The organism is Pseudomonas sp. HY2-MNA-CIBAN-0224 (assembly GCF_040310285.1).
Taxonomy (GTDB): domain Bacteria; phylum Pseudomonadota; class Gammaproteobacteria; order Pseudomonadales; family Pseudomonadaceae; genus Aquipseudomonas; species Aquipseudomonas helleri.
The window spans coordinates 38,578-64,421 of sequence record NZ_JBEOPQ010000019.1 but is presented as its reverse complement, the minus strand read 5'-3'; the positions used below and the strand labels follow the sequence as shown (position 1 = coordinate 64,421).

General features: G+C 57.9%; 32 protein-coding genes and 1 pseudogene. 7 read left to right on the top strand and 26 right to left on the bottom strand.

Annotated features, from left to right (window positions below; genetic code table 11):
* Window position 1 precedes the first annotated feature (1 nt).
* The 26 genes and pseudogenes from AAEZ03_RS11635 to AAEZ03_RS11510 all read right to left on the bottom strand — a co-directional run bounded on the left by AAEZ03_RS11635 (window position 2) and on the right by AAEZ03_RS11510 (window position 20,279).
* Window positions 2-1,261: a DNA circularization protein gene (locus AAEZ03_RS11635; protein ID WP_350578688.1), complete on the bottom strand. Its 1,260-nt coding sequence runs from the start codon at window positions 1,259-1,261 to the stop codon at window positions 2-4.
* The gene (locus AAEZ03_RS11630) at window positions 1,258-3,099 is read right to left on the bottom strand and encodes a phage tail tape measure protein (RefSeq protein ID WP_350578686.1); all 1,842 of its coding nucleotides are present in this window, start codon (window positions 3,097-3,099) and stop codon (window positions 1,258-1,260) included. The genes AAEZ03_RS11635 and AAEZ03_RS11630 overlap by 4 nt, the downstream gene beginning before the upstream one ends.
* A gap of 142 nt (window positions 3,100-3,241) precedes the next feature.
* Complete coding sequence (locus AAEZ03_RS11625; protein ID WP_350578684.1) at window positions 3,242-3,562, bottom strand: phage tail assembly protein; 321 nt, start codon at window positions 3,560-3,562, stop codon at window positions 3,242-3,244.
* Window positions 3,559-3,906, bottom strand: coding sequence for a phage tail tube protein (locus AAEZ03_RS11620; protein ID WP_350578682.1), 348 nt, complete (start codon window positions 3,904-3,906; stop codon window positions 3,559-3,561). The genes AAEZ03_RS11625 and AAEZ03_RS11620 overlap by 4 nt, the downstream gene beginning before the upstream one ends.
* A gap of 53 nt (window positions 3,907-3,959) precedes the next feature.
* Entirely contained in the window at window positions 3,960-5,438 is a 1,479-nt protein-coding gene (locus AAEZ03_RS11615) for a phage tail sheath subtilisin-like domain-containing protein (RefSeq protein ID WP_350578680.1), read from the bottom strand.
* The gene (locus tag AAEZ03_RS11610) at window positions 5,428-5,649 is read right to left on the bottom strand and encodes a DUF2635 domain-containing protein (protein WP_350578678.1); all 222 of its coding nucleotides are present in this window, start codon (window positions 5,647-5,649) and stop codon (window positions 5,428-5,430) included. The genes AAEZ03_RS11615 and AAEZ03_RS11610 overlap by 11 nt, the downstream gene beginning before the upstream one ends.
* On the bottom strand, window positions 5,646-6,239 hold the full coding sequence (locus AAEZ03_RS11605) for a phage tail terminator protein (RefSeq protein WP_350578675.1): 594 nt from the start codon (window positions 6,237-6,239) through the stop codon (window positions 5,646-5,648). The genes AAEZ03_RS11610 and AAEZ03_RS11605 overlap by 4 nt, the downstream gene beginning before the upstream one ends.
* A gap of 41 nt (window positions 6,240-6,280) precedes the next feature.
* Complete coding sequence (locus AAEZ03_RS11600) at window positions 6,281-6,802, bottom strand: hypothetical protein (RefSeq protein WP_350578672.1); 522 nt, start codon at window positions 6,800-6,802, stop codon at window positions 6,281-6,283.
* Window positions 6,795-7,157 (bottom strand): phage head closure protein, encoded by a 363-nt coding sequence (locus AAEZ03_RS11595; protein ID WP_350578669.1) that lies wholly within the window; start codon window positions 7,155-7,157, stop codon window positions 6,795-6,797. The genes AAEZ03_RS11600 and AAEZ03_RS11595 overlap by 8 nt, the downstream gene beginning before the upstream one ends.
* A gap of 2 nt (window positions 7,158-7,159) precedes the next feature.
* Window positions 7,160-7,711: a hypothetical protein gene (locus AAEZ03_RS11590; RefSeq protein ID WP_350578666.1), complete on the bottom strand. Its 552-nt coding sequence runs from the start codon at window positions 7,709-7,711 to the stop codon at window positions 7,160-7,162.
* A 3-nt stretch (window positions 7,712-7,714) separates the two neighbouring features.
* Window positions 7,715-8,059: a hypothetical protein gene (locus AAEZ03_RS11585; protein WP_350578664.1), complete on the bottom strand. Its 345-nt coding sequence runs from the start codon at window positions 8,057-8,059 to the stop codon at window positions 7,715-7,717.
* Window positions 8,060-8,107: 48 nt separating this feature from the next.
* Complete coding sequence (locus tag AAEZ03_RS11580; protein WP_350578661.1) at window positions 8,108-9,427, bottom strand: phage major capsid protein; 1,320 nt, start codon at window positions 9,425-9,427, stop codon at window positions 8,108-8,110.
* Between the two features lie 62 nt (window positions 9,428-9,489).
* A complete protein-coding gene (locus AAEZ03_RS11575) occupies window positions 9,490-10,434 on the bottom strand; it encodes a S49 family peptidase (RefSeq protein WP_350578658.1) in 945 nt (314 codons plus the stop codon).
* Window positions 10,431-11,702 carry a phage portal protein gene (locus AAEZ03_RS11570; protein ID WP_350578655.1) on the bottom strand — a complete coding sequence of 424 codons (1,272 nt, stop codon included), beginning with the start codon at window positions 11,700-11,702 and terminating at the stop codon, window positions 10,431-10,433. Before AAEZ03_RS11570 ends, AAEZ03_RS11575 begins: the two co-directional genes overlap by 4 nt.
* 2 nt (window positions 11,703-11,704) lie before the next feature.
* Window positions 11,705-11,890 (bottom strand): hypothetical protein, encoded by a 186-nt coding sequence (locus AAEZ03_RS11565; protein WP_048391591.1) that lies wholly within the window; start codon window positions 11,888-11,890, stop codon window positions 11,705-11,707.
* Window positions 11,887-13,701, bottom strand: a complete 1,815-nt coding sequence (locus AAEZ03_RS11560; protein ID WP_350578652.1) for a terminase large subunit — start codon at window positions 13,699-13,701, stop codon at window positions 11,887-11,889. The genes AAEZ03_RS11565 and AAEZ03_RS11560 overlap by 4 nt, the downstream gene beginning before the upstream one ends.
* The gene (locus AAEZ03_RS11555) at window positions 13,664-14,197 is read right to left on the bottom strand and encodes a phage terminase small subunit P27 family (protein WP_350578649.1); all 534 of its coding nucleotides are present in this window, start codon (window positions 14,195-14,197) and stop codon (window positions 13,664-13,666) included. Before AAEZ03_RS11555 ends, AAEZ03_RS11560 begins: the two co-directional genes overlap by 38 nt.
* Window positions 14,198-14,406: 209 nt before the next feature.
* Complete coding sequence (locus tag AAEZ03_RS11550; protein WP_350578646.1) at window positions 14,407-14,775, bottom strand: HNH endonuclease; 369 nt, start codon at window positions 14,773-14,775, stop codon at window positions 14,407-14,409.
* Window positions 14,775-15,050, bottom strand: a complete 276-nt coding sequence (locus AAEZ03_RS11545) for a phage holin family protein (RefSeq protein ID WP_350578719.1) — start codon at window positions 15,048-15,050, stop codon at window positions 14,775-14,777. The genes AAEZ03_RS11550 and AAEZ03_RS11545 overlap by 1 nt, the downstream gene beginning before the upstream one ends.
* Window positions 15,051-15,057: 7 nt before the next feature.
* Window positions 15,058-15,411: a putative holin gene (locus AAEZ03_RS11540; protein ID WP_350578643.1), complete on the bottom strand. Its 354-nt coding sequence runs from the start codon at window positions 15,409-15,411 to the stop codon at window positions 15,058-15,060.
* Between the two features lie 257 nt (window positions 15,412-15,668).
* Window positions 15,669-16,157 (bottom strand): hypothetical protein, encoded by a 489-nt coding sequence (locus AAEZ03_RS11535; protein ID WP_350578640.1) that lies wholly within the window; start codon window positions 16,155-16,157, stop codon window positions 15,669-15,671.
* Window positions 16,158-16,485: 328 nt separating this feature from the next.
* Window positions 16,486-18,159 (bottom strand): annotated as a pseudogene (locus AAEZ03_RS11530) (DUF5906 domain-containing protein); the annotation flags it as partial.
* A 38-nt stretch (window positions 18,160-18,197) separates the two neighbouring features.
* Window positions 18,198-19,235 carry a PriCT-2 domain-containing protein gene (locus AAEZ03_RS11525; RefSeq protein ID WP_350578637.1) on the bottom strand — a complete coding sequence of 346 codons (1,038 nt, stop codon included), beginning with the start codon at window positions 19,233-19,235 and terminating at the stop codon, window positions 18,198-18,200.
* Complete coding sequence (locus AAEZ03_RS11520; RefSeq protein ID WP_350578634.1) at window positions 19,232-19,435, bottom strand: TraR/DksA C4-type zinc finger protein; 204 nt, start codon at window positions 19,433-19,435, stop codon at window positions 19,232-19,234. The genes AAEZ03_RS11525 and AAEZ03_RS11520 overlap by 4 nt, the downstream gene beginning before the upstream one ends.
* Window positions 19,428-19,916: a phage regulatory CII family protein gene (locus AAEZ03_RS11515; RefSeq protein WP_350578631.1), complete on the bottom strand. Its 489-nt coding sequence runs from the start codon at window positions 19,914-19,916 to the stop codon at window positions 19,428-19,430. Before AAEZ03_RS11515 ends, AAEZ03_RS11520 begins: the two co-directional genes overlap by 8 nt.
* Window positions 19,917-20,054: 138 nt before the next feature.
* A complete protein-coding gene (locus tag AAEZ03_RS11510; protein WP_350578628.1) occupies window positions 20,055-20,279 on the bottom strand; it encodes a helix-turn-helix transcriptional regulator in 225 nt (74 codons plus the stop codon).
* A gap of 105 nt (window positions 20,280-20,384) precedes the next feature.
* Between AAEZ03_RS11510 and AAEZ03_RS11505 the strand changes: the two genes are divergently transcribed.
* The 7 genes from AAEZ03_RS11505 to AAEZ03_RS11475 all read left to right on the top strand — a co-directional run bounded on the left by AAEZ03_RS11505 (window position 20,385) and on the right by AAEZ03_RS11475 (window position 25,807).
* Window positions 20,385-21,065, top strand: a complete 681-nt coding sequence (locus tag AAEZ03_RS11505) for an XRE family transcriptional regulator (protein WP_350578625.1) — start codon at window positions 20,385-20,387, stop codon at window positions 21,063-21,065.
* Window positions 21,066-21,074: 9 nt separating this feature from the next.
* The gene (locus tag AAEZ03_RS11500) at window positions 21,075-21,890 is read left to right on the top strand and encodes an HIRAN domain-containing protein (protein WP_350578622.1); all 816 of its coding nucleotides are present in this window, start codon (window positions 21,075-21,077) and stop codon (window positions 21,888-21,890) included.
* A 271-nt stretch (window positions 21,891-22,161) separates the two neighbouring features.
* Window positions 22,162-22,743 (top strand): deoxynucleotide monophosphate kinase family protein, encoded by a 582-nt coding sequence (locus tag AAEZ03_RS11495; RefSeq protein WP_350578619.1) that lies wholly within the window; start codon window positions 22,162-22,164, stop codon window positions 22,741-22,743.
* A gap of 10 nt (window positions 22,744-22,753) precedes the next feature.
* Window positions 22,754-23,035 carry a hypothetical protein gene (locus AAEZ03_RS11490; protein ID WP_350578616.1) on the top strand — a complete coding sequence of 94 codons (282 nt, stop codon included), beginning with the start codon at window positions 22,754-22,756 and terminating at the stop codon, window positions 23,033-23,035.
* Window positions 23,032-23,406 (top strand): hypothetical protein, encoded by a 375-nt coding sequence (locus AAEZ03_RS11485; protein WP_350578613.1) that lies wholly within the window; start codon window positions 23,032-23,034, stop codon window positions 23,404-23,406. Before AAEZ03_RS11490 ends, AAEZ03_RS11485 begins: the two co-directional genes overlap by 4 nt.
* Window positions 23,403-23,645 carry a pyocin activator PrtN family protein gene (locus tag AAEZ03_RS11480; RefSeq protein ID WP_350578610.1) on the top strand — a complete coding sequence of 81 codons (243 nt, stop codon included), beginning with the start codon at window positions 23,403-23,405 and terminating at the stop codon, window positions 23,643-23,645. Before AAEZ03_RS11485 ends, AAEZ03_RS11480 begins: the two co-directional genes overlap by 4 nt.
* Before the next feature lie 167 nt (window positions 23,646-23,812).
* Window positions 23,813-25,807: a DNA cytosine methyltransferase gene (locus tag AAEZ03_RS11475; protein WP_350578607.1), complete on the top strand. Its 1,995-nt coding sequence runs from the start codon at window positions 23,813-23,815 to the stop codon at window positions 25,805-25,807.
* Window positions 25,808-25,844: the final 37 nt, after the last annotated feature.

Sequence of the window (25,844 nt, the reverse complement as noted above, 5' to 3'; positions counted from 1 at the left end):
GTCAGGTCTTCGCTACTTGAAGTTCTGTTGCCGGCACAAAGCCCGGGTGACGCACGCGGTTACGCGTAACGATTTCGCCGCTGCGCAGCGCATCGCCGTACAGCGCATGAGCCAACACCAACGCCGAAACAGTCTCAATCGGCGCATAGGTGCGCAGGCCTATGCCGCTTCGGGCCACTTCGGTCAGGTGCCGGTCAAGGGCCAGCCGAACGCCGCTCAGCGCGCCAAAGTGTTCTGGCTGGCTGTCACCGGCAACAGACCACAACGCGTCACTGATCGCGTCACGCGCGTCCAGAACGTCATCAGCGACCGGAACAGTCGTTTCGACCGAGCTACCCGCCTCGACCGTGGCGCCTTGCTGGGCCAGTTGCACGTCCAGATCGGCCGGCTCACTGACACCCTCACTTACCGCTATAGGGACTTGGGCCATGTCCAGCAGCAAATCCAAGAGCGCGGCATCCTGAATAAGCCCAATCACCGCCGCTTGGATCAAGGCCACTTCTTCGTTATCCGTAACGGGCGCCGAATCGCGCAGCGACGACAAGGCCGAAGCTTTGGCCTTAACCCCCTTAAACGACCCGCTCGCACCGTAGCCGCTGAACGTGCGCTTAAGGCTTGAAATATCACTAAGCAGGCTGGCCGCAAACGCGCCCGGGGCGTTGATAATGGAATACACAAACGCATCCAGATCAGCCGCCAAGGTTGTAAAGGGCTTGAGAAAGCCAATCGCAAAGGCATGAACGCTGGCCACCGCAGCCCGCACAGCGCTCACGCGCTGCCGAACCAAATCGACCTTGCTCATTGCCTCGGCGTACCGGCTTTTGATCGAGTCCAGCAAGCCCGGCGCCTGTTCTGCCAGCAAGCGCCGGGTATTGGCCGACTGAACCGGGAAGGCCAGCATGCCGTCGATGAACGCCATGCTAAAGCGCACCACGCCCATTTCATTGCGCGCGTGGGACACCTCACAATCGCCGGCCGTAACCGTCATCCGCCCAAACCAAGGGTGTACCAACTCCCCCGGTCCGGGCGTGTCCAGCGCTGTCAGCAGCTTGTCACGCTGCGCAAGGCAATCATCCCCCGCTACAAAACCCGAGAATTTGTACTCCCGCGTGCGCCGCCCAAGATCCTCCACGTAGGGCTGATCCCGCTGGGGATATTCATGCACTTGCGTGCGGCGGCCCACGTTCACACTGTCGCCGTCCAGCCAGAACGGCACCCCCCGAAAGGAGGCGCCTTGCATCCTGTCACGCCACTCACTCATTGATTTGCCCCTCCAAGCGAGCGATAGCCGACCTTCGGCGTGATCGAAAGCCCTGGCTGATTACTGGTACCAGGATCAACCCGAAAGCCCGGCGGCGCATTTTCAAAGCGCATGACCATTCCCCCTTCAAGCTGCGTCTTGGTATTGGCTTGAGCCTGCATCAGCAACGATTGCCCAGGGGATTGCCCACCGGCAGACACCAAAGGACTAGGCCCCATTGCGGCGCCGCTGTAGTTGACCAACGGACTTGAGCCATTACCGCCGGCCCCGCCCGTGGTCACAATCCCCAGCTTTCCACCGACCCACTCACCCATCTGCATCAGCGGCTCAAGGTAAGGCTTGATCCGCTCGTACATGCTTTTGAACCACGTAACGATCGGATCCCAGTTGGCGATAATCTGGCCCAGCGGTGTGTAGGAAACAAAGGTTTTGAACAACTCCCACAGGGCTGTCAGTGGCCCGCCAATACGCTCCCAGACCGCCGCAAAGTAAGGCGCAACAGACGACCAGTTGGCAATCAGCAAGCCCGCTGCCAGCGCAATGCCGCGCACAATTAAGCCCACTGGGCTCATGCCAACGACCGAACTGAATATTTTGGTGGCCACCGTAGCCGCCATGACAGCCAGGCGTAGCACGCTAAACCCAATGGCAGCACCCAACAGCCCTTTAACCAACCAAGGGTTAGCAGCGGCCAGATCACCCACCATGCTGATCATCGGGCCAAGGGTTGCAATGGCCTCGTTCAGTGGCGGCAAGAAAATGTTGCCTAATGAGATACCGGCACTTACAAGCCGGTTAGTTAGCAACTGGATGGCGTTAGCCGTAGTCGCTGCCCGTGACGTGTACTCAGACTGCATTGAGCCCGTGTATTGAGCTTCATCCCCGGCGTTTTTGAAGTTGCGTCTCAACAGATCAAGGTTGGTCAACATCGGGGAAATTGCCGTCACCGACTCTGTGCCGAAAATCTGCGTCAGAATCCCTGCCTGCTTTGTTTTGTCGACATCAGATATAGACTTGAGTACATCCAGCATCGTGCCCTGGGCATCTTTCTGCATACCCTCGGCCAGCTTTTTGGTATCAAGTCGGAGCGATTTAAAGGCATCCTTTTGCGCCTTCGTAGCCGCAGATCCTTTCGTTAAGGCCAGCATGAAGTTCTTCATGCCGGTTGCCGCCACTTCGCTTGGCACGCCCACGCCCGCCAAGGTCGCACCCATCGCCGCGATCTGACCAGAGGCCAGGCCCGCGATCTCACCCAAGGGGCCAATGCGCGTCACAATGTCCGAAATTTGCTGAGCGCTGGCCGGGCCCGTGTTGCTCAAGTAGTTGATCTTGTCCGCCAACGCGACCACTTCGGGCTGCGTCAACTTGAACGAGGTTCGCCACTTGGCCATCATTTCGCCGGACTGCTCGGCAGTCTGGTCGAAGGCAATACCCATCTTTACCGCGTCTTCTGCAAACGCCTTCAGTTCAGCACGCGGGATGGAGGCTTGACCGCCCGCCGCAACAATTTTGGCGATGCCCTCGGCGCTCATCGGTAGCGCCTCAGACATCTTGCGCACGTCATCGCCCATCTGCTTGAACTGTTCTGGCGTGTCGAAGTTGACGACCTTCCTCACATCCGCCATTGCCGATTCAAACTTAATGGCTTCCTGCACGCCCGTAATGAACGGGGCTGCAAAGGCACCACCCTTCACAATGTCGGCAAAGCCGATATTGCCAAGACCTGAACTTTCCATCTGCTTACGAAAACCGGCAACACGCTTGCGAATGCCGGTCAGCGTGGGCGATAGCTTGTCGACACCCGTAATGAGCGCCTTAAGCTGAAACTTATCCGCCATACCTACCCCTGCGCGCCGGCCGCACTAATGCGCTCTGCGTGCCGCAAAGTCTCTTGCAGCACGTCTAGCGGGCGACTCATCATCTGTTCAGGGTCGACCTTCCAGAACCATGCAAGGTCGTACACAAGCCCAACAAGCTGGGTTAGCTCGGCACTGTCTCCGGTGCCGTCTCCGGCTTCTTCGCCCCGGAAGCCGGCGTCAAGAAAAAACCAGCGATCTCCCAGGCCAGTGCATTGAGGTCGGCCAGGTCCAATTGGTTAACCGAGGGGGCCGGAATCGCGCCACACACCGCAATGAACTTGGCGCACACGTCAATATTCAGGGTTACTTCATCGTCTTTACCCATGACATAGGGAAGCGACTTGATAGCGCGGCATTCCGGTACGGTCGGACGGCGCAACGTGATGCTGTGGACTTCTTCGCCGTGCGCCTGGATAGGTGCGCTCAGTTTGTATTCGCTCATTGCCAAACCCCTTTGGTGCCGTTCCATTCAAAATCAATCGTGCCGTCATCGCCCTTTGCGGACGGCTCGCCCACTACATACGCGCCCGAAAGCACGTAAACATCACCATTGCCGTACTCAACGGTGACCGTCGAGTTGGTCGCAGACATGATTTGTTTTTTAGGCAAATCAGGGTCATTCACACACGTCAACTTTACATATGCCGGCAGGTCTTCTTCTTTGAAAAAACCCGGGGCCACGGTTTCGCGCTTGACGTCACTCAGCGGACATTCAACGCCCCCGGTAACGGTCGCTTGGCCGCCGTCAATCTTGACGTAGACGGTGCCGGCTACTTTCTTGCCCATTGCGATCTCCCACAAAAAAGCCCGCACTTGGCGGGCTTTGGACGTTTGTTAAATCAGACTGCGTACTGCAGCCGGAATTGATACTGCAGCGCGAACACTCGCAATTGGTTTACCAGGTCAGGCGGGAACAGCACGTCCAACCGATTAGGGTTGGTCGCCGAACGTTCGACAATCAGGTACTGGGCGAAGGCGTCCGCGTTTTCGACGATGCCCAAGCGCTCCAGCGCGTAATAACTGGCGATCATTTCGCCGCGGATCACGTTCGGCGTCACGATGGCCTGACCGGCGCCGAAGCGCGTGCCATCGTTGGCCAGCTTGTGCCGCCCGTACTTGCTGGTAATGACCGACTTTAGGTAGCTGATCACGTAGGCCGACTGGTGCAGTGACTCACTGTCAAGGTATGAATCATCGGGCTGATCGAACGCGTTACGCTGATAGCTCGTAATACCGCGTTCGATGCGCTGGACGCCGCCGCTAAATGAGGCCGTAGCAATGCCATGCGTCAGCAGCGATTGACGCTCAGTGAGCGTGAAGCGCTCGCCTGCCGGGGCCGGTGCAATGCCTGTCAGTTCGCCGGTTTGGGTTGGTCGGGCTGGATCAGCAGAAATAAATACTGCCGTGCGCGCCGCGTAAGCCGCTGCCACACGCCAGAACGGATCAGGGCAACCCGGCTCAAAGCCGTGAATAGTGGCATGCTGGTCGTTACGCGTAACACCAAATGCCACCAACTGCCCGACCGTGCCGCGCTTGGCGGCGTACAGATGGCCATAAAGCTGTTTGGCCCAGCTCCAGCGGCCCGCAGAGTCGCCCATGAACTCCTGCCAGGCATTGAGCGACGTGGCGTCAGTCCACGGCGAGCAAATGAACTCAAAGGGTTCATCCCCCAGACTGGCCAGCAGGTCGGCCACTTCTGGCGAACCGGCGCCCTTGGCCATCGCCGACAGCGCCACGGTTAAGCCCGCCGGGGTCGATTCGCCATTGTTGCGCCCGAGGCGGTTCAACTGCAATGCAATGTCATTGCCGCTCTCGCCTGACCACTTGCACGTCAAGGTTACTACGCCCTCCGCGCTGGTCGCGGTTACCGGAAGGCTCGCCGCGTTAACCGCCGCTGCCAGTGACTTGGCCACCTCTGCCAAGGCCGCGCCGCTGGCCACCACCGCACGCACGCGGACACCGCCTACATACAGGTTCAGAAGGCCGGATTCCGTCGCGGCGCCGGTGATTGTGACCGTACCGGATGCCTTGGTGCCCGTGCCCTTGACCGGCAAACACCAGACCTCACCCGCCGGATCAATGCGCCGCCATGTCTCGTACATCTGCGCAAGCATTGAGCCGGGGCCACCAATGCCGATAGCAAGCCCCAGGCTCGATACAAGGGTCAGCTTACCCACCTCGGCGGCGGTCGAATCATCGTTAACCTGCGCCACGATCAAGCGCGGCATGGTCGAAGTGGCGCTGTTGGCTTGGCTGTTATCAACCTCGGCATAAAACAGCGGCACCCGAATATCACTGGGGATGTTGTTAAAGTTCATTCGCCTTTGCCCCTTTCACGGCCTTGGTTTCGACCACGACCGGCGCCGGCTCATCCGGGGCTTCGACCTTGATCACGTCTTGATCCTTTAGCCGACGCTGCCAATAGGCATTGTCCGGCACCAACCCGCCCTCAGCGGGCAACAACGCGTAGTTGTTGCCCGGGTCAGGGGCGGCCCGACCTTCGGCCGGCTTCACATGGAGTCGCGTCACTGGGGTAGATCCTCGCGCGTTTGAAATTCGATACGACCGTCAGGGCCGCTCTCGGAAAGGTTTTTATCGTTCAGGGGATCGATAAAGTCGTAAGCCATATCGACCCCCTCCAGGTGAGGCAAGCCGTCCAAATCCAGCTCATGCCAAGTCTCTGGCGGGTCAGCTTTGTTGTTGCGCCCTAATTGAAACTCCGCTTCAAAACTGAAGCGGTAAACAACGCGCGCCCGGTTGATAAACACCAAGCTGCCACCCCCGTACTCGACCGGGTCGTACTCAGTGCCAGGCTGCCAGCCCACTAGTGCCTTCCATAGCTCTGCCCGCAGGTCATGCAATAAATCAGCGGCCTCCTGGCCGCGCTCATCCGTGCTATCGAGCACCAAGACCACATCGAACAAGTCGGTGATGTTTTGACGCACACCGTTTTGCAGATCGTTCTGACCCGCGTCATCACCAGCTGCAATGACGTAGGCCGATGGGTGGCTCAACTTGGCACTGCTGGCCACAGCATCCCAGTCGATACCAGCCGACACGCGACCAGAAAAGGCAGGACAATACGTGCGCAGATGCGCAACGATTTGACTGATTTTCATCGTTGATCCAGAAAGATAAGGGCCAGCAATTGCTGGATTGATCAGCTTAAAGCCGCAGCGAACGCCGCCGAGAGAATGGCCTGAACTTCTGATTTAGAATCCTGCAAGGCATCGGCCATGTAGTTGTCACGAGGCTTGATACGCCATTCACCTGCTGCACGAACAGCAAGAGCCGCAGCCCGATCCCCGGCACGCCGACGGTTAGACTTACCTCTACCCTTTCCAGGAGCTAGCTTGCCAAGTCGTCGGCCCACTTTGACCCCATAGTGCAGGTAGGCCGGGTAAAACTCTGGCATGGCACTGGTCTTGCGCGGAGCCACTTTGACCAAGAACCCTGATCGCGACACCTTGAAAGAAATCGACTCTAACGTCGCCCCGGTGCGGTTGACTGGATAGCCATCTGCGCCCCGCGCAAGCGCCAGATTCATCTGCGCCCGTTGCATGACCAGCCGCCCAGCTTTGCGCATGCCCGCCCGTATTTTCTTCTTGTCGAAGATGTCTCGCGGCAGGCTGTCATAGCCTTCAAAGTGCAAGTAGCTCTCAATCGATGCTGAGTTAGCCATAAATACTTCCCCTGGGTTGCTCGGGGCCGAGTTCCTCAACCTCAAGCAAGGTAAACCGACGATTGCCGTTCATGTCCGCAACCCGGCGCACGCGATAAATCGTGGTGCCGTGCAGCACTTCGTGGGACTCGCTCATGCCTTTGAGGTAGTAGAACGTCACCCGGTGGGTGACTTTCATGTCGGTCTGCACACCGTTCGCGTACACAGCGGTACCGACCGGCTCAATCTTTGCCCAGCGTCTTTTCTGATCGGTGAACAGAGAATCCAGCCCCTGATCCAGCGCCGGGATATCGGTTCTCAACCGCAAAGTGATACGCCGGTTGAGTTCCCCCGCACTCGGTTCGCGCATGGCCATTGTTAAAACCTCGGCGGTACGGTGACATCGGCCACCAGGTGATCGAGGAATGCCGATGGCAACTCGGCCAAGGTCTGCCCCACTAGGAACATTTCCGGGTGCCGGTAGATCGTCGCAGCCGCCATTAACAGCCAGTTGCGCACACCGGGGTTCAGATCAAGATCGAGGCCGGCCTTATAGCGAACCCGCAACGGCCCAACGGGGCGACCACCCGGAAAGAACAGGTAGCTTTCCCGCTGGCCCTGCTGCAGCTCGAACGGTGCAGGCTGCGCCGCCCATGTGCCATCGGGCAGTTGGGACATGATCGAGACGATTTCCGTGGCCTGCCCCACGTCCAGGGCGTGACCAGACGCGAAGGTCGCGGGCCAGTCTTCTTCGTACAGCGCAGCCCGGATCGCCGCGCCCGTCTTCGACTCGCATTGCCCGGTGACGCCTGGGATTACGATCTGCTCGATTAACACGGGCTCCATGTCTTCGGGCTCAACCCGGCACTGGAAAGCCACCTGTGCCAGGGTTAATACCGGATCGCCAAGGTACTCGATTCGACGGGCCACGATTTAAGGCTTCGCTTCGTCATCGGTATTTTCGGTGCTTTCGTCAGCAGCTCCACCACCGTCGGCGCCGTCAGTGCCTTCGCCGTTTTCAGCACCACCAGCATCAACATCGTCAGAACCACCCTCACCGCTTTCATCAGGCTTGCCACTGGGCTTCGCGGCGCGGGGTTTCGAGGCCGCTGGCTTACTTGCCCGCTGTCTGGATGTCGCCCCACCCGCCCCCTCATAGACTTCAGCGAAGCCCTTGGCTTTCAGCCCTTCGACAACATCAGGATCGAACCCGGCCAGCTCATCAGCCGAGTAACCGCGCCAGGCTTTCAAAAAACGCACAACAATTTTGTCGCTCATCACGTGAACCTCAAATATGCAAAGCCCCGCCGAGGCGGGGCAAAGGGATTACATGCCAGCGCCCCACTTGACGGCGACAGCGACGACAATGCTTTCAACGTGGCGTGGGCCAAAGTCGTGTTTGGCGATGACCTTGACCAGCGTCTGATCGCGCTGGAAGGCACTGACCATGTTGCCTTCAGCGTCTTTGTAAGCCGCCTCGCTGCTGAACGAGATCGTCAGGTCCATGTCTTCGCCGATCATCATGTCGGCGAAGTTGACGAAGTAGAATTCGGTTTCATTGCCATCGGCGCCGAGGTTCACCGGGATCTGATTGCTCAGGCCCACCGGGTAGCCCTTGAACATGCCCTGTTCGATTTCCGGATAGGCTTTGTTGCCGTTGCCATCACGCAGCGACTGCAACCAGCGGAACACGCGCGGATGCATCAACCAGCCGCAGTCCTTCATCATCACGTTGGCCGTTTCGATGCGAAGCATCATGCCGCCGCAAAACAGGTCGATCTTTTCCAGGGTAATGCCAGCCGTGCTGGGAGCTGGCAACACGTTGAACGCCTGCGCCCAGTAGCGCATGCCCTTGGGCAGCGAGCCCGAACCGTCGGCGCGGATAAAGTGCAGATCCTCAGACAGCCCCATCGACACCGCCAAATCGCTGACAACGATGTCATCGATGCGCGGGCTAATGCCCGCCGTGGCGATCAAGTCGTTCGAGATCGGCACAATCGCGGCCGCTTTTTTCGCGGACAGCTTTGTATCGGCGAAAGTCATGCCGGTAATCGGGATATCGGTTTCGGTACCGATATAGGTCACCACCGTGTTGCCGGTGATACGCGGCATGGTCAGGTTGCCGTTGTTCAGGGGCAAGCTACGGGTACCCATCTTGCGCACAACCGACATCGGGCGCAGAGCCTCAATGATCTCGGTTGCAAAGTTTTGAGGGACCAGCACGCCGCCCGCACCCGGCGTCACGGTGCTCAACGCCATGGCAACATCAGTAGAGAAACCACCTTGCTGCGCCATCTGGGCGGCTTGCTGCTGATTGCCTCCAGCAGCAGCTAGCAAGCGTACCATCTGTGCCATGCGCACGCCCGGAGCCTCAACTGGGCCAGATCCGGAAATATGGCCGGGTGGAGGGCCGGTGCGTCCTTGTGCCGACTCGTTGACCGGGACCGCACTGGCTGCCGCCATTCGCTCGGCCTGTTCCGCGCGACTGATTTTGTCAGTCAGTGCGTTGAACTCAGCTTCCAGGGCGGTGAACTGAGACAGTTGCTCGGCGGACAGCGCCTCGCCATCGGCCTCAAGTTTGGCCAGCGCTTGAAGCGTGGTGTTGATCTTGGCGCGTTCGCTACGCAGTTGAAGTACAAGGGACATGCTGCCTCCTGGGCATAAAAAAACCCGCACAAGGCGGGCATCGAAGACTGCCGCGAACGCGGTCAGATCTGGGTTTGAAAATTCAGTGCTGCGGCACGCACCGCAAGGCGGCCTTGCTGCCGGTTGCTTCGGCTCAATGCCACCGAGTTTGAGAGGTCATCAACCGCCTGTTGCGGGCTTTGCATCCGATCTGCCAGGCCTGCAGCGATACCGGCCTGGCCTCGATACAAGCCAGCTTCGGTGGCGATGACCTGCTGCACCGATAGCCCGCGATACTCCGCAATCGCGTTGACGAACAGTTGATAGCTTTCCTGCACCACGTCGTTCAGGTACTTGAGCGACTGGTCGCTCAACGGCTCGTGAGGGCTGAGGTCGTTTTTGTGGGCACCAGCAAACACAGTGGTCACCTTGACACCCATGCCCTCCTCCATCTTGGAGCGGTCCATGTGACTGGCGATGACGCCGATTGATCCGACCCCACTGGTCTGGCTCACCACCAGCTCGCTGCACGCGGCGCCGATCAAGTAGCCGCCGCTGTAGGCCATGAAGTTGACGATGCCGGTGATGGGCTTCTGCTGGGCCATGGCGCGAATGTCCGCCGCCAATTCAAACGCGCCAACAGCGGAGCCGCCTGGGCTGTCGATGTCCAACACGATGCGCTCGACCATCGGATCAGCAACAGCGTTGCTAATCTGAGCCCGTAGCGTTTCGTAGCTGGTCATGGTTTCGCACATGCTGACGTGGCTGCCACGGCTGACTAACACGCCGCTGACCGGAATCACCTCGATGCCCGTGCGTGCGATGGCCGTCCGACGCTCTTCCTCACGCAGGGCGACTCGGTCAACTTCATCGTCCGACCACAACTTCGCAGCACCCTGGCTGCCAATGTTGACGATGTTCAAGCTCATTGCCTGATTGGCCCAGCGAACGCCCAGGTCCAACATGTCAGGCGTCACCAACAGCGGCTGATTGAACAGCAGGCTGGAGGCTCGCAGGTAGTTTTTCATTGCGCGAGAATCCTCTCTAATTCAGCGTGCTGCAGTTCGAGTTGCGCTCGCACGTTGGGGTTGCTCAAGTCAGCGGCGCCCTTGCCTGCGTCCACCATGTTCAGCGGTTGCAGGTAAATATCGCCGCCCGGTACCGGGGGCATGTTCTCCAACCGGCGGATGTCGTTGACGCTGAGCCAACCCCACTGGCGCCCAATGGCGTAGGCCTCATAGCGGCTCTTTTGGTCACCGCGCAACAGGCCGGACAAGTTGAACTCAATGAAGTATTCGCGCCGGTCAGCGGGCAACAGGAAGTCGCGCATCATCGACTGCTCATGACGCTTGACCCAGGGCAACAGGGCGAACACCACGAACTGAATCATCAACTGCTCAAGGGTGTTGTAGTTCGACTTTTCCAAGTCGTTGACCATCGGCAGCGGTATCTTGTAGATCCGGGCAATGTCGGTACCGGTGGTTTTGAGGATGCCCAGCACCTCAGCATCGACGTTGTTCATAGAGACGGGCTTGAAGGTCATACCCTCTTGCAGCAGGGCAACCTTTTTGGCGTTGTCCATGCCGCCAAACTTTTGCCCCCACTGATCGACAATCTTGTCGATGCTGCCCTGATCCTTGATCGCCGGGGCTTCACGTGGCCGCTCGATCACGCCGGAAACAGTCACGCCGTTGGCAAAGCTTTTGCCGGTGTATTGGCGTACTGCCTGAGCCAGGCCCAACGATTCAGCGTGTACCTCGATGGGCGACAACCCTACGTAATGGTTGGTACTGAACCAGCGCACGTGGTGAATCATGCGCATTGGTACCGCTTCACCGCCGCTGATCCGGTAATAGGGCAGCATGTCCCCGCCCCTCAGCACCTGCACCTTGTCGTTACTCAACGGCCACAGGGCCACGACGTTTCCATCGTCCCGACGATCAATGAAGCTGTAAGCGTTGCCACGTAAGCCTGCAGCGCCTTGGGTGCACTCCAGGTATTCATACGGCGTCTGAAACCCGTTCGGCTGGTACCGCAGCACGTCATATGCAGGGTGATTTATGGCAGCTTCCCGCTGGCCCTTGTCCATTCGGCGGTACATCTCGCACGGTAGCTGGCCCATGGTTTCGGCCAGCAGCGTGATGCAGTTCTGCAGGATCGGCAGACCCAGCGCTGACTCAGGCGTGACCTTCACCCCCGAACTGTTGCGGCCACCGCCCAGAAGGCCACGCCAAAAACCGCTGTTGCCCTCTGTCAGATTCCCACGCCCCTCGCCGAGCACGCTTGAAAAGAACATGCTCAGCCTCCTTGGGGTTTGGGTTTGGTTTTCAACACAGCGGCTGCGCGATCTGCCAGGAATGCCCAGGCCATTAAGCCAACGCCTGCGACGATGCAGGCAACCGGCGAACTGATCATGGCGACGCCGCCCACCAGCAGACCGAAGCCCAGCAGACCGGCCAACCATGAAACGATGACCAATTTCATATACCTGCCCCTTCGTCGTAGATAGATTTACCCGTCGGGCCGGCAGCTTTGCTGCTGATCCCAACGGCCATGATGGAGGCGACGATGCCGTCAATCCGGCCCGTCGCCTTGGCCTTGTCGGCCTTACGGTTGTTGGCCGGGTCCGAAACGATCACCGCGTTACCGGCGCACCAGGTCATGACCGGGTTGCCGTCGTGACGCAGGGTTTCGACGGTTTCACTGTCGACGACCTCCCATTCAGAGGGGTCAAGATCGATGGCTTCCTGCTCGGGCGCCAAGCCCAGCAGGCGGCGCTCAAACTCATCCACCGCAGGCCCCATGTCCTTATAGCCTTGGCCGAAGCCCACCATTTCCGGCAGTGCAATGTCGTACTCAGACATCAGCTGCAGCAGGTCTTCAATGCGCCACCGGTCATAGGCGATGCGCTCGACATCGAAGTACGCACAGATAGTGACCAGCCGACGCAGCACATGCAGCTTGCTGATCGCCCGGCCCGGAGTGGTTTCAAGGTGCCCCTGCTTGACCCACATGGCGTAGGGCACCTTGTCGCGGTCTTCACGCCCCTGCAGGTCATCGTCTGGAATCCAGAAGTACGGCAGCAGCCGCCAGTGCGGATCGTGTGGGGCGGGCCAGAAGATCAGAACGAACGCAGTCAAGTCCGTGGTGCTGGCAAGGTCGAGCCCGCCAACACATCGCCGGTTACGCAGTAGCCGCATGGGCACGCGTTCTTCGGCCTGCTTCCAGACGCCCCAAGAAATCCACGGCGCATCGGCTTGCGTCCACTCGCAGAAGTTAAGACGGCGCACTACCGACTCCTGCGCGGGCAACCCTCGGGCCGCCTGGACCTGCTCACGCAGATACTTGCGACCGGGGATGCCATCGGTTTGCCCTTCGACGATGTAATCCAGCGAAGGATTGACCTTGGGCCAGCAGGCTTCGTCCTTGAACGGGTCGTCGCCCTCATCCAGCGAGCAGATGAACGCGAAGAAACTGTCGTCATCCTCAATGCCCGCGCAGATCCGCACACCCAGGTCGTGGTACTGACCGCAGACCGTCTTTTTGTCAGAGCCGCTGTTAGTGATCATCACCACCATGGCTTTGCGGCGGTTCTTGGTACCGGCGCGCATCATGTTTACGGTGGTGGCGGTCTTGTGTTCGTGCAGCTCATCCAGCAGGCCGATGTGCGGACGCGGGCCGGACTGGCCTTCGTCGGCACTGATCGGACGAAAGAACGAATTGGTGTTGGGGTAGAACAGGTTCCAGACTTTTTCGTCGCGGCCCGACTGAAGCAAACGCTTGGACAGCAACGGCGACATGTTCACCATCGACACCGCATCACGGAACAGGATCATGGCCTGATCGCGTTTGGTCGCAGCGGCGTACACCTCGGCGCGTTGCTCGCCATCGGAAACCAGCCCGTACAGACCGATGCCGCCCACCAGCGGACTTTTGCCGGACCCCTTGCCCGTCTCAATGTAAGCAAGACGAAAACGGCGAAAGCCGTCCTCGGTCATCCAGCCAAACAGGCTGCCCACCACAAACGCTTGCCACGGGGCCAACAGAAAGGGCTTGCCCTCATACTCGCCGCCGTTGAGGCACAGCACGTCTTCAAAAAATCCTATTGCCCGATCTGCCAACTCTTGAACCCAGATCAGGCCACGGGCCTGGCCGTGCTCCACATCCCGTAGATGTCGCTTGCAGGAGTTACGAACGTTGGGACCGGCGACAATTTCCCCAGCCAGCACCGCGTGGGCAAAGCTGGCAACCCGGTCATCAACTGAAGTATTTGTTTGCGGCGTCTCGTTGCTCATGTGGGAACAGCTCACCTTGACCTTGCGGCAACGTTTTCAGGTTGCGCCGAGCCATCGGCGATAAACCAAACTGGGCACCTGCCGCGTTAGCGCGTTTTTCGGCGTCATTCGCCAGTTGGCGCAGGACGTGCATTTGCTGCGCGCCGGTTTTGAATGTTTGAATATCGCCACCCAACTCATCATCGGATGCCGCATTGCGCTGGGCGATCAGTCGTTGGTAACGACGCCAATCCGCAAAAGCCTGGCAATACGTCGCCAGCGCCATGGAATCCAGATTTGAAACGAGGCCCAGGGCGATCAGTGCGGGAGTCAACTGCTCCCACTCAGCAATGGCTTCAGCCGACAGCACATCCGGCATCGGCGGGGCTTCAACCGGGAAACCAGGCGAAGCGACTTCAGCCAACAAGTCGCCCACGTTTTCCCGACCTCGATTGCCCTGTAAAAGTTTGAGCGCCGCTGGTTTGCCAGGGCGACCCGAGTTTCCGTTTCCGGCCATAAATACCCCTGCCTATTGATACCCCCCCTCCCTCATTTTTCCCGACTTTGCGAAGAGAGGGGGGCGAGCGGTCTAGAACGATGTCCAAAAAAAGTTTTTCACCCCCCCTGCCCCTGGGTGGTCAATTTTTTTGGCTACAGCCTTTCTCGTATTTTTGGGCTTAGAAAAATACTCGCTTAAAAAAATACTAACGGCGCTAAGCCCAACGGTCACCGGTTCCAGTGGTGACCGGGGTCGGTCGGTCGACCGTCAGCCCCGCAGCCAGGAAGCCGGCCCGTCTTCTCCATCCGTTGCTTTGTCGAGTCGTGGCAGAACTTGCACAGGCTCGCCCAGTTCTTTGGGTTCCAGAACAGCTTCCATGCTGCCTTGATGCGCACCGGATCGCCGCTGTCCTTGGCGTCCTTCAGCTTGGGTGCGACCTTGTGGTCAACGATTGTTGCTGCCACCGGGCGCAGATCACTCGAACACATCGTGCAGTACGGATTCGCCCGCAGGTGCGCATCGCGTGACTTTTGCCACTTGTACCCGTAGCCCCGTTCGGTGCTGCTGCCGCGTCGGTCATCAGATACCTTGCCCATCAACCCATCTTCCAGACACGGGCCAGATTGCCGTTGCTCTGGCACACCGACCCAACGAACACCGCCAGCACGATCACTAGCGGCCAAGAGTTCGGCGGCATGACCAACTGCCCCTTGCCGATGTACACCACTGCGGATCCCGCCGCGACCATCACCACCCAGGCAAGACAACTCATGCTCCGTCGGAACCGGGCACCGCGCCGGCGGAAAGTGAACAGGCGAACGAACAGCGCCACGCACAGCCAGAACGTAGCCTGAGTGAGTACTTGCGGCATCAGTTGACTATCCATCCTGCCTCCCTTGCTGTTCCGCAATGAGGCCGCGTCGCTTGATGACGGCCAGCGCGACGGTGACAACCACAACCGACGCACCGAACGCTGCCGGCCCGGTGTACTTGAAAGGCCTGGTGCCGAACAACTCAACCTCGGCCATGCCAGGGGCGAACATGTAACCCATCACGAAAGACACCAGCAGGAAGAGAACACGCTTCCAGACCGGCAATTCCTCAGTAGTGGTGAAGAACACCAGAGACCCAGCCAGTGCGCCGATCACCGCGAGCATGTCCACGCCCGCCAACAGACCGGTAGCCGCCAGTCCCACACCACCGGCCACGACAACAGTTGCCGGCTCGCTCATGCTGATTCTCCTTGCAGACACCCATCGGGCCGATAATAAAAACCCCGCCGAAGCGGGGTTAGGTGACCGGCTCGGGGAGAACCGGGTGAAGCTGCACAGCACGTGCTCAGTCCGCGATTCAGGCGCAAATCGCATATCGTGGTGACTTTTTACCTGTCTCCGGAAAAACCGAAAAGAGGTGATTTTCGGTAGGTCAGCAAACGACACGAATGTGACCGCGATCTGACCTCAACACGACAAAGCACGACGACGAACGGTCAGAAGGATCTAATCCTTGCCACTTGAGAAGCACGCACCAGATCAGTCGCCGGCGATCTGACGCGCCGATTGCGATCACGCATTGGCGCAGTGCGTACCGTCAATATCACCAGCACCTGCTGGTGCAGCGCATGGACCCAGTTCCTGTACGTCCGGTCGGCGTCTTCCCCGAGTCCTAGATAGGGCAACTGCGACCGAACCGACAACGAAGGCCGAGGCAGGTAGCGATTGCGCGCCAGGGTCACCAACAACGCCCCCTTTTCGGACTGGCGCTCAAGCTGGGCCAGAGCTGCCGCAACTTCCAGTGCCGCGTGATCCATGCCGCCACCTGCCGCCATCATCAAGTCGCGAGATCCCGGCGTACCCCGAGGGGCAGAACCGCCCCACTCGATGATCGTCGCCATCGGGCTGCCCAGACCGCCGCCCTCACCAACCAGGTTGAACTGATTGCCCCAGTGCTGCATGAGCTCTTCAATTTCCTCGATCATCGTTCCTTCCCCCCGAAAAACCGAACCCGACACAGAAAACCTTCAACCTGACACAAACCCAACACACCAAAATCCCTTATAAAACATTGCTTTAAAACTACTGTGTCAGGTGTGTCAGGTGTGTTGGGTTTTTCTTCACGCATGAAAAAACGAATTAAACGTTGATGAAGTGTCATTGTTTCTGCGCGTGCGCACGCCTGCACGCGGGTAAAACCTGACACACCTGACACACGGGTACGGAAACCCTCGAAAACCGTGGGCTGTAGCTGTGTCAGGTTTCGCAATTCAACCTGAAACACAGGGAACACACCTGACACACTTCTGGTCATCATGCGGCCACACTCCCCCGGTCAGCGAACTTGACGTGTTCCCAGCTATCCACGCTCCAGCCGCTGGCCTTGGCCTGCTCTCGCCATGTGGCAACCGCCGTTCCCAGCGCAGCTGCGGTCAAGGATGGGGCCGGGGAAGGCGCCCGTTCTACACCGGACCACGGAAAGAAGAACGTACCGAATGACCGGCGTGCGCCTTCCATCCAAGGCACCCGGGGCACCTTATCGACCTGGGTCGAAATGAAGCCGCTGAACTTCGTGTGGCTCAGCGTGTGTTCCTTGTTGCGATGGCACCACTCCAGAAACAACGCATAAAGGTCACTGCTCACGCACACCGTAAACGGAGCACCAAGCATTCCGTATCGCCATTCCCGCAAGAACGTCTGCCAACTCGCCATACTCAGCTCTACCAGACGCTGACGCGCTGCCGTATTCGGCGGTTTAGTGCGCTCATCGAAGTCACCGAGCGGATAGCTCAGCAGGTAGTCATAAAGCGCCTCGACACCACCATTGGCCAGCTCGTGCTTGACCTTCTTTTGTTCGGCCTCGGGTAATGGATCCTTGGGCCACATAACCAACATCCGCCGATCCTTCTCCCCGATCGGCCATGGCATAATTTCGTTCGACAAGAACACCGCGTTCATATGGTTGGCTTCCTCCCAACCATTTACGAATTTGGACTCCATCCGAACCGTCTTACCAGTGACCATGTGTTTGATCTTGCCGACCTGATTGTATCGCTGATCCCGACTGACAACCTCTTCAAACACACCGTACAACTTGTTCGACTGCCAAACCGTCCAGTTCGACTCAAGCTGTGCCTGGCCAACCGTTGCACCGCAGTTACCATAGATCCGGCCCATGATGTCACTGAATAGAAGACTCTTGCCGCTGCCTTCCTCTGTCGAGTGAAACAGCACAGCCGTATCCATTTTGGCGCCGACATTTTGCAACGGGAAGGCAAGCCACTTCGTCAACCAGTCCGCCGCGTCTCGATCACCGTTGCACAGAAAAGTGATGATCCACTGCAAGGTCTTGCACTTGTCGCGGGCGCTGTCGGGCACCAAGGGCAGCCCTTCAAAGGTGTTGATGTAGACCTCAGGGTCTTTCGTCATGCGAGGGTCGAAAACGATGTGCTCCATATCCACAGTGCGGCGGTCAGGACTGTTCAACCACATACCGTACGCATCGCCCAGCGACATCTTCAACGCGCCCTCCGGAACGCGTCGGCGCTTCTGCACATCCCACGTGTCCTTCGTCCCGTCGATATAGACATAGCGCTCAACCGGAGGCATGCCCTCCCCGCTGACCTGTTTGAACTTCGCCTCGGCCTTGGCCTTATTCGCCAGGCGCTCGGCCATATCATCGGCGATCACCTTTTTCACTGGAAGATCAAGCCATTCCTTCGCAAGCGGTTTCGTCACCAGCATTTCGAAAGCGGACTTCTTGATGATCACCCGTTTGAACGTGTCGAAGATCGCCGTCTTGCCCTCGACCAACGCAAACCGCGTGAAGATCCGTTCCGCCGTCCAGCCGTTCCCCCCGCCCCCCTCTGGAGCCGGAGCGCCGTTTTCGGCGGGCTCTTCCAGAGATGGGGAACGGGGAAGGTCTTCCAACTGAACAGGGACAGCAGAAGCAGCCGCTGCATTAAGCTGGGTGCGCACAACATCAAGCCCTTGCTCGATTTGCAAATCGTTCCAGTCCTTGGCCATCAAGCAACCTCCCCAAAATACGGGAACGCCGCAACGCCGCCGACCTCAAGGGCTGCGGCAGTCGCTTTGGTCCGTCCGGGATTACCAGGTGCAGTCGGGTCATCATCTCCTGCGATGACGATCGAAGCTTCAGGGTGCATCTCACGCAGAATCCGGGCGACGTTCACCAGGTTGCCGGAATCAACCGCCATTGCTACGGGCCATCCGCTGGCCATGTGAACACTTGCGGCCGTCGCGTATCCCTCGGCCTCACTAACCACCGTCGGCGAATCGACCGACCCCAGCACATGGAAGCACCCGGACTTGCGCCCGTACTTTGGAAACAGTTTGGTCCCCTGCCCATTGATCGATTGCAGGCTCCATAACTTGCCAGCGGCATCACGAAGCGGGATCGCAATACTGCCCGGCTTGAACACCAGAAAACTCAGGTAGTCGGGCCGGGGCTTTGGCAAGCCGTTGAAAAACTGCATGGCATTACTGCCGGCCCACACCTGACAGCGCTTGTTGCGATCATCAATAGACAGAATGACCGTAGTGCTGAAGAACCCGACACCGAATGCGCCAACCTGCTTACGGTCCAGGTACGGGCTACGCCCCTCCGACTGACAATGCTCGTTCCAGATTCGCAAACAGCCGTCCGCCACCAGCCCACGCATTTCCTCGAGTAAAGCTTCGTCAGCCTCGACCTCCGCCTGACGCTGTTTGCGCCGCAGCTCAGCTTCTGCCGCAAACCGCTTCTTTTCCTCGGCAGTCATTTCGGTTTTGTCGGGCTTCCAACCCGCATCAAGGGCCAGTTTTAACACCGTGCCCATTCCGGTGCCGGCCTTCTTGAACGACTTCCAGACGGACAAAGCCGCCTTGCCGTCATAACTCTTGCTGCTCTGGCTCCAGTTGTTCCAAGGGCCATAACCCTCCTGCCCGAACTCAGATTTCAGACCCATGCCAACCTCGACCCACGTGTCACGCTGGTCTGGCGAGATGTACTGAAGGAGGTTTGGCAGTTCGTGAACTTGGAGTGGGATTTTATCGCCGCTCATCTCCGAGCCTCCCGCAACCCCTGACAATGGACGCAGGTCACAACCCCCTCAATCGTCTGCTGACGAAGCAACGGGATAGGGTCGTCACAATCCTCGCAAAACTCTGCGCTTGGGCGGTTAGAGGCCACGCGACGGGCGCGCTGAAGCGCCATATCGAGTAAATATTGCGCCTGGTCGTTGGCACGATCGATATCATCCATTTAGATGATCCTCCATCGCTTGGCGAGCACCCGCCATGATGCCAAGAACAGCGCGGATCACATCGGCGCCATGCTTCTCAAGGCATTCAACCTCATGCGGCTCCCAAATGTTGTCAGCAGCACCTTCGTGCATGCTGGAGACAAAGAGGCCCGTGCGGTGCAACACCTTGCTGACTGCAAGCAAAGCCTCTTTAGTCGGCGCCGCCGCTTCCGGCTTGTACCAGACCATGCCAGCAGGTCGCATCAAGGCATCAAGCAATAAAGGGTTGGCCGTCAGGCGTATAACCTCTTCCAGCTCATCTGGATCAAGCCAGCGCTGCTCGAAGTCATGCTTAACTTTCTTTTGCAGGCTGTCGTAGTCCATCACCATATCGATCGCCAAAGCGGTGACACCGCCGTGGTAATCATGTGCTGCGCGATAGATCGACTTGCGAAGTGAAAGAACCGGCGCGGTGGCCGGTGATTGTTCTTTGCGATGCATAACCGTAAATACCCCTTTTACGGTCTAGCAATAGAAACGGGCACGCCCTATCCTACGACCACGACCGATGTGCATGTGCTGTGTATCGTCGTAGCCAGGCTGGACAAACCTTGTGGTGAGGGGGTCCAGCCTGGCGACTCAAGCTGCTTTGATTAGCTCTATCTCGACCGGAAATACGTCATCGAGCGTACAAACGACACCCAGAGCGTTAAGAGTCACAGCTATTGCTCGGCTATCTTTGAGGCTAGGAATCCGCCGTCCAGATTCATAGTTGCTGAGCCGGCCTTGGGACCACCCGAGCGCACCTGCTAAGGCCGTCTGCGAAATCCCGCCTTTTTCACGAAAGCTTGAAATTCTGTTCATCTAAGCAGCCTCCAGATCGTTCTCCAAACAAAATAACAACGATTTGTTTTTATTGCAACACGCTTAGTTGTCACAACCCTAAACAGATCGTGATATTTTCAGACCATGGAAACTCTAGGCACGCGCATCGCCCGCTTAAGGCGACAGAAAAAACTATCTCAACAAGGCCTGGCCGATCTTTGCGGCTGGGACAAAGGCCAAGCTCGTATCGGAAATTATGAAAGAGACATTCGCGAGCCAAACATTGCTGATTTACGCCTTCTAGCATCTGCGCTCGGCGTGTCGCTTATGAACCTAATAGAGGGCAACACCGACTCTACTTCAGGTCCATCACCTCACGAGATAATACCGAACGCCGCAGACTACGCGTTTATTCCCCAATACAGCGCCCAAGGAGCGGCAGGCAATGGCTATTGGAATGATCACGTATTCATTAAAGGAAACCTAGTTTTCAAGCGAGATTGGCTAGCACGCATGTCGTTACGAGAACAGAATCTTCATGCTATCTATGCTCGCGGACAAAGCATGGAGCCCACTATTAGCGACGGAGATGACGTTTTAGTTGATGAAAGCCAAATCGAACCCCACGACGGCCGAATCTATTTAATTAGACGTTACGAGGGCGAGCTGATAATCAAAAGAATAATTCGCGGTATTACTGGCGGCTGGATTATCCGTAGCGACAACGACGACAAGCGCACCTACCCAGACCAACCAATAAACGAAAAAGAAATCGAGAGTCTTGAAATAATCGCCAGGGTCGTATGGCATGGCGGCCCACTGTAGGAATACTTAATGACTTCAGTTAAATCCCAGCGAACATCCCTTACAAAAAAACAACTAGAGACCTCTGCAGGGATAGAACTACTTAGCATCTGCCAGTCAATTACTGCAGATGGGATTATTGAAGACGAAGAAATACACGCAATACACCTCTGGCTTGAGCAAGCCGACTGCGAACTACCAGCAGCAAAATACCTTTCAGAAACTCTAAGAGACATACCAGCTGACGGTGTGATAACTGATAGCAAGCGTAAAGACATCGCACTAGCCATAGAAAAAGTTCTCCCCCGAACCGAGAGGCACTATGCAACATCAATTAGGCGAAAACTGGAGCTAACAGAGCACAACAAAGACAAAGAACCAAGCCTTAACGCAGTAGCACTTCAAGCTCGCAAAGAGCACAAAACGAACGCACCAATAGCTAAAGCCGACTTCATGGTAGCAGGAACGCGTCGCGGAAATCGATCAAACACAATTACCGAGGACGTATTCGAAGGTGATGAAATTATTCTCGAAAGAGAGCCGAACAATACACATAGTAAATTTGCAACAAAAGTACTAACCAAGTATGGAGACTGGATTGGATATGTTCCCGAGGATGATGCTAAATATGTTGCACCATTTTTAGATAGCGGCGTTAGATACACGGCAGAAGTTAAAAAAATTCTTGAATACACTTCAGGCCCCATACCTGTAGTCATAGCAAAATTCTATGACCACCCAGCCACCAAAGAAAAATCAACCACTAAGGAATCTACAAAACTCTTCTGGAAACTTTTCGCCGTCGCTGTGATCGCGCTCATCGTAGCGAGCAACCTTTTAAAATAAAACCTTACGTGTTGACATAAAAACAACAATGCGTTTTCATTGGCTATCACTCTCCTCACCACAGAGCGCATGCCATGCAAACCACACAGCACAGCAACCCTCGATGCCCGGTCTATCTCCACCCCACAGCGACAACCAATCCCGAAGTAGTTGCACACTTCCAGCGCACCACGGGCCTTTTGGCCATAACTCATCCAGGCTGCGCAACTCCAGCTATCACAACTGCAACCGCCACTCCTGACGATAAAAAACCGTGGGGAGGCGATGCAGCGTGAAGCCTCTTCTTATTGGCCTTACAGGCCGCGCCCGCACTGGCAAGACCACCGCAGCCGAACACCTGACGGGCACATACCTGCTTGAACACTACGCCTTCGCTGATCCACTCCGCGACGGCCTCATGGCGATTTTCAACCTCGATCCCACCGACTTTGAAGGCGACCGCAAGGAACAGCCCTTGGCTTGGCTTGACCACTCGCCACGGCAACTCATGCAGTCGATGGGCACCGAATGGGCACGTAATACAGTGCATCAGGATGTCTGGGTGAAGCTCGCGGAGCAAAACCTCAACTACATGACCAAAAGCCTTGGAGCGGTGACCGGATTCGTTGTCAGCGATGTCCGCTTTGATAACGAAGCAGACTTCATCCGCCGAAGCGGCGGCACGATCATTCACATTTGGCGGGCAGATGCGCAATCCGTGAATCCGCACGCCAGCGAAAAGGGCATAGCGGGCAACGTGAATGACCTACTGGTGGACAACAACGGCACGGTTGAGGAGTTCTTGCGTGCGCTTGATGAGGTGTACCTCATGATTCGCGAACGGCCGCAACAACTCGAACAGATCCCAGCCTGAGGCCCGACCAATGAACCGCACCCTGGATCAAACCGCCGCTTTGCTCGGACTCAAGCCCCGCGCCTTTCGCACCAGGCTGCGGGAACTCGGCGTGATCAACTCATCCGGCGATCTGGCCAGCGCACATCGTGAACGAGGCTACTTGTTCTCGGACGCACGCGTGCGCTGGAACCCCACTATTGGTAAGCCCGTGCACTACGCCGTCGTGATGGTGAAGGAAACGGGCGTTGAGTGGATCGCCAAGAAGCTGAACATCACCATCACCATCACCAAGAAGGACGCCGCAGCATGAAGCAGAACGCAATCAACTCCGCTGTAGGCGCCCTAAAACTGGTGCCGATGTTCCTGAATCATCCGACGGTGATCAGCCGCGCCACACTGATTGGCGCTTCAGCCGAAGCTGTTGCGCTACTGGAGGCATTGCCCTGCGTGTCGGTCGAGCTGGCCGAAGTATTCCGCTGCGTTGACGCCGTGATCGCTGATGAACAGATCGCCTATGTGACACCCATCAATTGCCCGGAATATCCATACGGCGCCGTTGTTGCTGACGCCAACGGCAACGTATTGGCAGCCGCCAAGGGCAAAAGCAAAGAGGGGCTCGCAGAGCTCATTCGCCTCAAGTTGGTGCCCCAATCGGAGGGGTGTGGGGAGGATTCACAGTGAGCAACACCATCGATCAGTTGCGCAAAGAATGGGCAACACCATGCCCAACCCTGTCCGCCATTCGCGAACGCTACTTTTCCCACATCGCCAGTGATCGCTACCTGCTTCGCCTAATAAGCGCAAAGCGAATCGAACTGAAAGTGACTCGGCTTGGCAGCTCCGCGAAGGGAACAAAAGTTGTTTACCTGCACGACCTAGCCGCCTACCTCGATGCTCAAGCAACAAAGGAAGCGGCTTGATTCACCGGTGATCCCTGCCGCCCAGGGACTTACAACTCGCACACCAGCCCGCCGCGACCTCTCACCAGCTATTCCGGCGGCGGGCTTTACCGAGAAACACAGCACATGCAAACTCAAAACCTGATCACAGCACTTTTCAATAAAGTAGATAGTAAGAAGGTCAACTCATGACCTCATTTAAAAAACACCCCTTCGATTTCAAAACCCAATACGGCCTTGGCTTTAACCCGCAAGACGATGAGATCGTTGTCGACTTCTTCTGCGGCGGTGGCGGCGCCGGTACCGGACTGGAAATGGGCTTGGGCCGTACGGTGAGCGTGGCGAAGAACCACAGCCAGCAAGCGATCAGTATGCACACCGTGAACCACCCGGGTGCGAAGCACTTTACCACCGACGTGTTCGAAGGTGATCCAGATACCGAGTGCGGTGGCCGGGCCGTGGGTTGGTTCCATATGTCGCCGGACTGCACGCACCACAGCCAGGCGGCCGGTGGCCAGCCGCGCAAGCGCGAGATTCGCAACCTGTCGTGGATCGGCCTCAAGTGGGCAGGCATGAAGCGGCCCAGGGTGATCAGCCTGGAGAACGTGAAGCAAATCCTGCAATGGGGCCGTCTGGTCGCCAAGCGTGACAAGGCCACTGGCCGTGTGATGACGCTGGATCAGGTTCCGCATCCAACCAGCAAGGGCAAAACGGCCAATCGGGTGGCCGATCCCGGCGAACGGGTTCCGGTCGACAACCAATTCTTGGTGCCCGACCCGAAGCGGCGCGGCAGCACCTGGCGCAGATTCGTGGCCTTGCTGGAAGGCATGGGTTACGTCGTGGAATGGAAGGTGATCAAGGCCTGCGACTTCGGAGCCCCGACCAGCCGCGAGCGCCTGTTTATGATTGCCCGCTGTGATGGCCAGCCGATCGTGTGGCCTGAGCCAACGCACGCCAAGAAGCCCGGCAAAGGCCAACAGAAGTGGCGCACCGCCGCCGAGTGCATTGATTGGACGGTGCCGAGCAAAAGCATTTTTGGCCGCCCAAAGCCTCTTGCCGAAGCAACGCTGCGCCGAATCGCCAAGGGCATGATGAAGTTCGTCATCAACAATCCTGCGCCGTTCATTGTGCCGATCGCGAACTGGTCCGGGGAAACAGTGCAGTCGGCAGACGATCCGCTGCGCACCATCACCTCCTACCCGAAAGGCGGCGCGTTCTCGGTTGTTAGCCCGGTCATGGTTGCCGCGGCTCACGGCGAAGGCAGGCCGGGCGGGGTTAAGCGATGGGGGGATGGAAGTAGATCTACATGCGATCCACTTGCAACAGTCACAGCGAGTGGTGGTCACTCGATAGCGTCAGCACACTTGGTCAAATTCAGGTTTGCCGATGAAGGCAAAGCCCTGGACGAGCCCTTACCCACCATCACCAGCGGCGGCAACTATAAGCGCCCCGCCGGTGCTGCCCACGCGATGGGGGTTTCCACGGTATTCATGGCCCAGATGAATGGCGGTTTCAACACAACAGCAGCCAAAAGCATTGAAGACCCGATGACCACAGTCACTAACACCGGCAGCCAACAGCAACTGGTCACCGCCAACCTCGTGCACCTGCGCGGCAACTGCGATGCCCGTGACCTGAGTGACCCACTGCACACCATCAGTGCAGGCGGCACGCACCACGGGTTAATGACGGCATTCCTCGAGCGCCAGTTCGGCGCCAGTGTCGGCCAGGCCGTGGACGAGCCCGCGCCAACCATCACGGCGGGCGGTGGCGGCAAGAGCTCGCTGGTGGAGCTACAGCTTTCGCCCGAGGTTGAAGCCGGTGCCCTGCGCGTCGCAGCATTCCTGATCAGCTACTACGGAACAGAGAACGTTAGCGGCGCCGACGAGCCAGCCCCAACCATCACCACCCGCGACCGTCTGGCATTGGTCACCGTGACCATAAAAGGCACGCCGTATGTGATCGTCGATATCTGCCTGCGCATGCTGCAACCGGCTGAGCTGTACAAGGCCCAGGGCTTCCCGGGCGACTACATCATCAGTCACGGCGCCGACGGCAAGCCGTTCACCAAGACTCAGCAAGTGCACATGTGCGGGAACAGCGTCAGCCCACCGCCGATGGCTGCATTGGCAAAAGCAAATGACCCATGGCGCCAAGCCGATGTGCTTAGGGAGGCCGCATGACAGCCCTTCACTTGAGTGCGGCGATATGGAGATACGC

Bases quoted from the DNA above. Each gene is read 5' to 3' on its own strand.
- AAEZ03_RS11575 (WP_350578658.1), bottom strand. From the start codon at position 10,434: ATGAAAAACTACCTGCGAGCCTCCAGCCTGCTGTTCAATCAGCCGCTG.
- AAEZ03_RS11585 (WP_350578664.1), bottom strand. From the start codon at position 8,059: ATGAGCGACAAAATTGTTGTGCGTTTTTTGAAAGCCTGGCGCGGTTAC.
- AAEZ03_RS11475 (WP_350578607.1), top strand. From the start codon at position 23,813: ATGACCTCATTTAAAAAACACCCCTTCGATTTCAAAACCCAATACGGC.
- AAEZ03_RS11620 (WP_350578682.1), bottom strand. From the start codon at position 3,906: ATGGGCAAGAAAGTAGCCGGCACCGTCTACGTCAAGATTGACGGCGGC.
- AAEZ03_RS11540 (WP_350578643.1), bottom strand. From the start codon at position 15,411: ATGAGCGAGCCGGCAACTGTTGTCGTGGCCGGTGGTGTGGGACTGGCG.
- AAEZ03_RS11600 (WP_350578672.1), bottom strand. From the start codon at position 6,802: ATGGCTAACTCAGCATCGATTGAGAGCTACTTGCACTTTGAAGGCTAT.
- AAEZ03_RS11570 (WP_350578655.1), bottom strand. From the start codon at position 11,702: ATGTTCTTTTCAAGCGTGCTCGGCGAGGGGCGTGGGAATCTGACAGAG.
- AAEZ03_RS11520 (WP_350578634.1), bottom strand. From the start codon at position 19,435: ATGGATGATATCGATCGTGCCAACGACCAGGCGCAATATTTACTCGAT.
- AAEZ03_RS11545 (WP_350578719.1), bottom strand. From the start codon at position 15,050: ATGCCGCAAGTACTCACTCAGGCTACGTTCTGGCTGTGCGTGGCGCTG.
- AAEZ03_RS11580 (WP_350578661.1), bottom strand. From the start codon at position 9,427: ATGTCCCTTGTACTTCAACTGCGTAGCGAACGCGCCAAGATCAACACC.
- AAEZ03_RS11635 (WP_350578688.1), bottom strand. From the start codon at position 1,261: ATGAGTGAGTGGCGTGACAGGATGCAAGGCGCCTCCTTTCGGGGGGTG.
- AAEZ03_RS11535 (WP_350578640.1), bottom strand. From the start codon at position 16,157: ATGATCGAGGAAATTGAAGAGCTCATGCAGCACTGGGGCAATCAGTTC.
- AAEZ03_RS11615 (WP_350578680.1), bottom strand. From the start codon at position 5,438: ATGAACTTTAACAACATCCCCAGTGATATTCGGGTGCCGCTGTTTTAT.
- AAEZ03_RS11485 (WP_350578613.1), top strand. From the start codon at position 23,032: ATGAAGCAGAACGCAATCAACTCCGCTGTAGGCGCCCTAAAACTGGTG.
- AAEZ03_RS11550 (WP_350578646.1), bottom strand. From the start codon at position 14,775: ATGGGCAAGGTATCTGATGACCGACGCGGCAGCAGCACCGAACGGGGC.
- AAEZ03_RS11560 (WP_350578652.1), bottom strand. From the start codon at position 13,701: ATGAGCAACGAGACGCCGCAAACAAATACTTCAGTTGATGACCGGGTT.
- AAEZ03_RS11605 (WP_350578675.1), bottom strand. From the start codon at position 6,239: ATGAAAATCAGTCAAATCGTTGCGCATCTGCGCACGTATTGTCCTGCC.
- AAEZ03_RS11525 (WP_350578637.1), bottom strand. From the start codon at position 19,235: ATGAGCGGCGATAAAATCCCACTCCAAGTTCACGAACTGCCAAACCTC.
- AAEZ03_RS11625 (WP_350578684.1), bottom strand. From the start codon at position 3,562: ATGAGCGAATACAAACTGAGCGCACCTATCCAGGCGCACGGCGAAGAA.
- AAEZ03_RS11510 (WP_350578628.1), bottom strand. From the start codon at position 20,279: ATGAACAGAATTTCAAGCTTTCGTGAAAAAGGCGGGATTTCGCAGACG.
- AAEZ03_RS11555 (WP_350578649.1), bottom strand. From the start codon at position 14,197: ATGGCCGGAAACGGAAACTCGGGTCGCCCTGGCAAACCAGCGGCGCTC.
- AAEZ03_RS11515 (WP_350578631.1), bottom strand. From the start codon at position 19,916: ATGCATCGCAAAGAACAATCACCGGCCACCGCGCCGGTTCTTTCACTT.
- AAEZ03_RS11595 (WP_350578669.1), bottom strand. From the start codon at position 7,157: ATGGCCATGCGCGAACCGAGTGCGGGGGAACTCAACCGGCGTATCACT.
- AAEZ03_RS11505 (WP_350578625.1), top strand. From the start codon at position 20,385: ATGGAAACTCTAGGCACGCGCATCGCCCGCTTAAGGCGACAGAAAAAA.
- AAEZ03_RS11565 (WP_048391591.1), bottom strand. From the start codon at position 11,890: ATGAAATTGGTCATCGTTTCATGGTTGGCCGGTCTGCTGGGCTTCGGT.
- AAEZ03_RS11630 (WP_350578686.1), bottom strand. From the start codon at position 3,099: ATGGCGGATAAGTTTCAGCTTAAGGCGCTCATTACGGGTGTCGACAAG.
- AAEZ03_RS11490 (WP_350578616.1), top strand. From the start codon at position 22,754: ATGAACCGCACCCTGGATCAAACCGCCGCTTTGCTCGGACTCAAGCCC.
- AAEZ03_RS11500 (WP_350578622.1), top strand. From the start codon at position 21,075: ATGACTTCAGTTAAATCCCAGCGAACATCCCTTACAAAAAAACAACTA.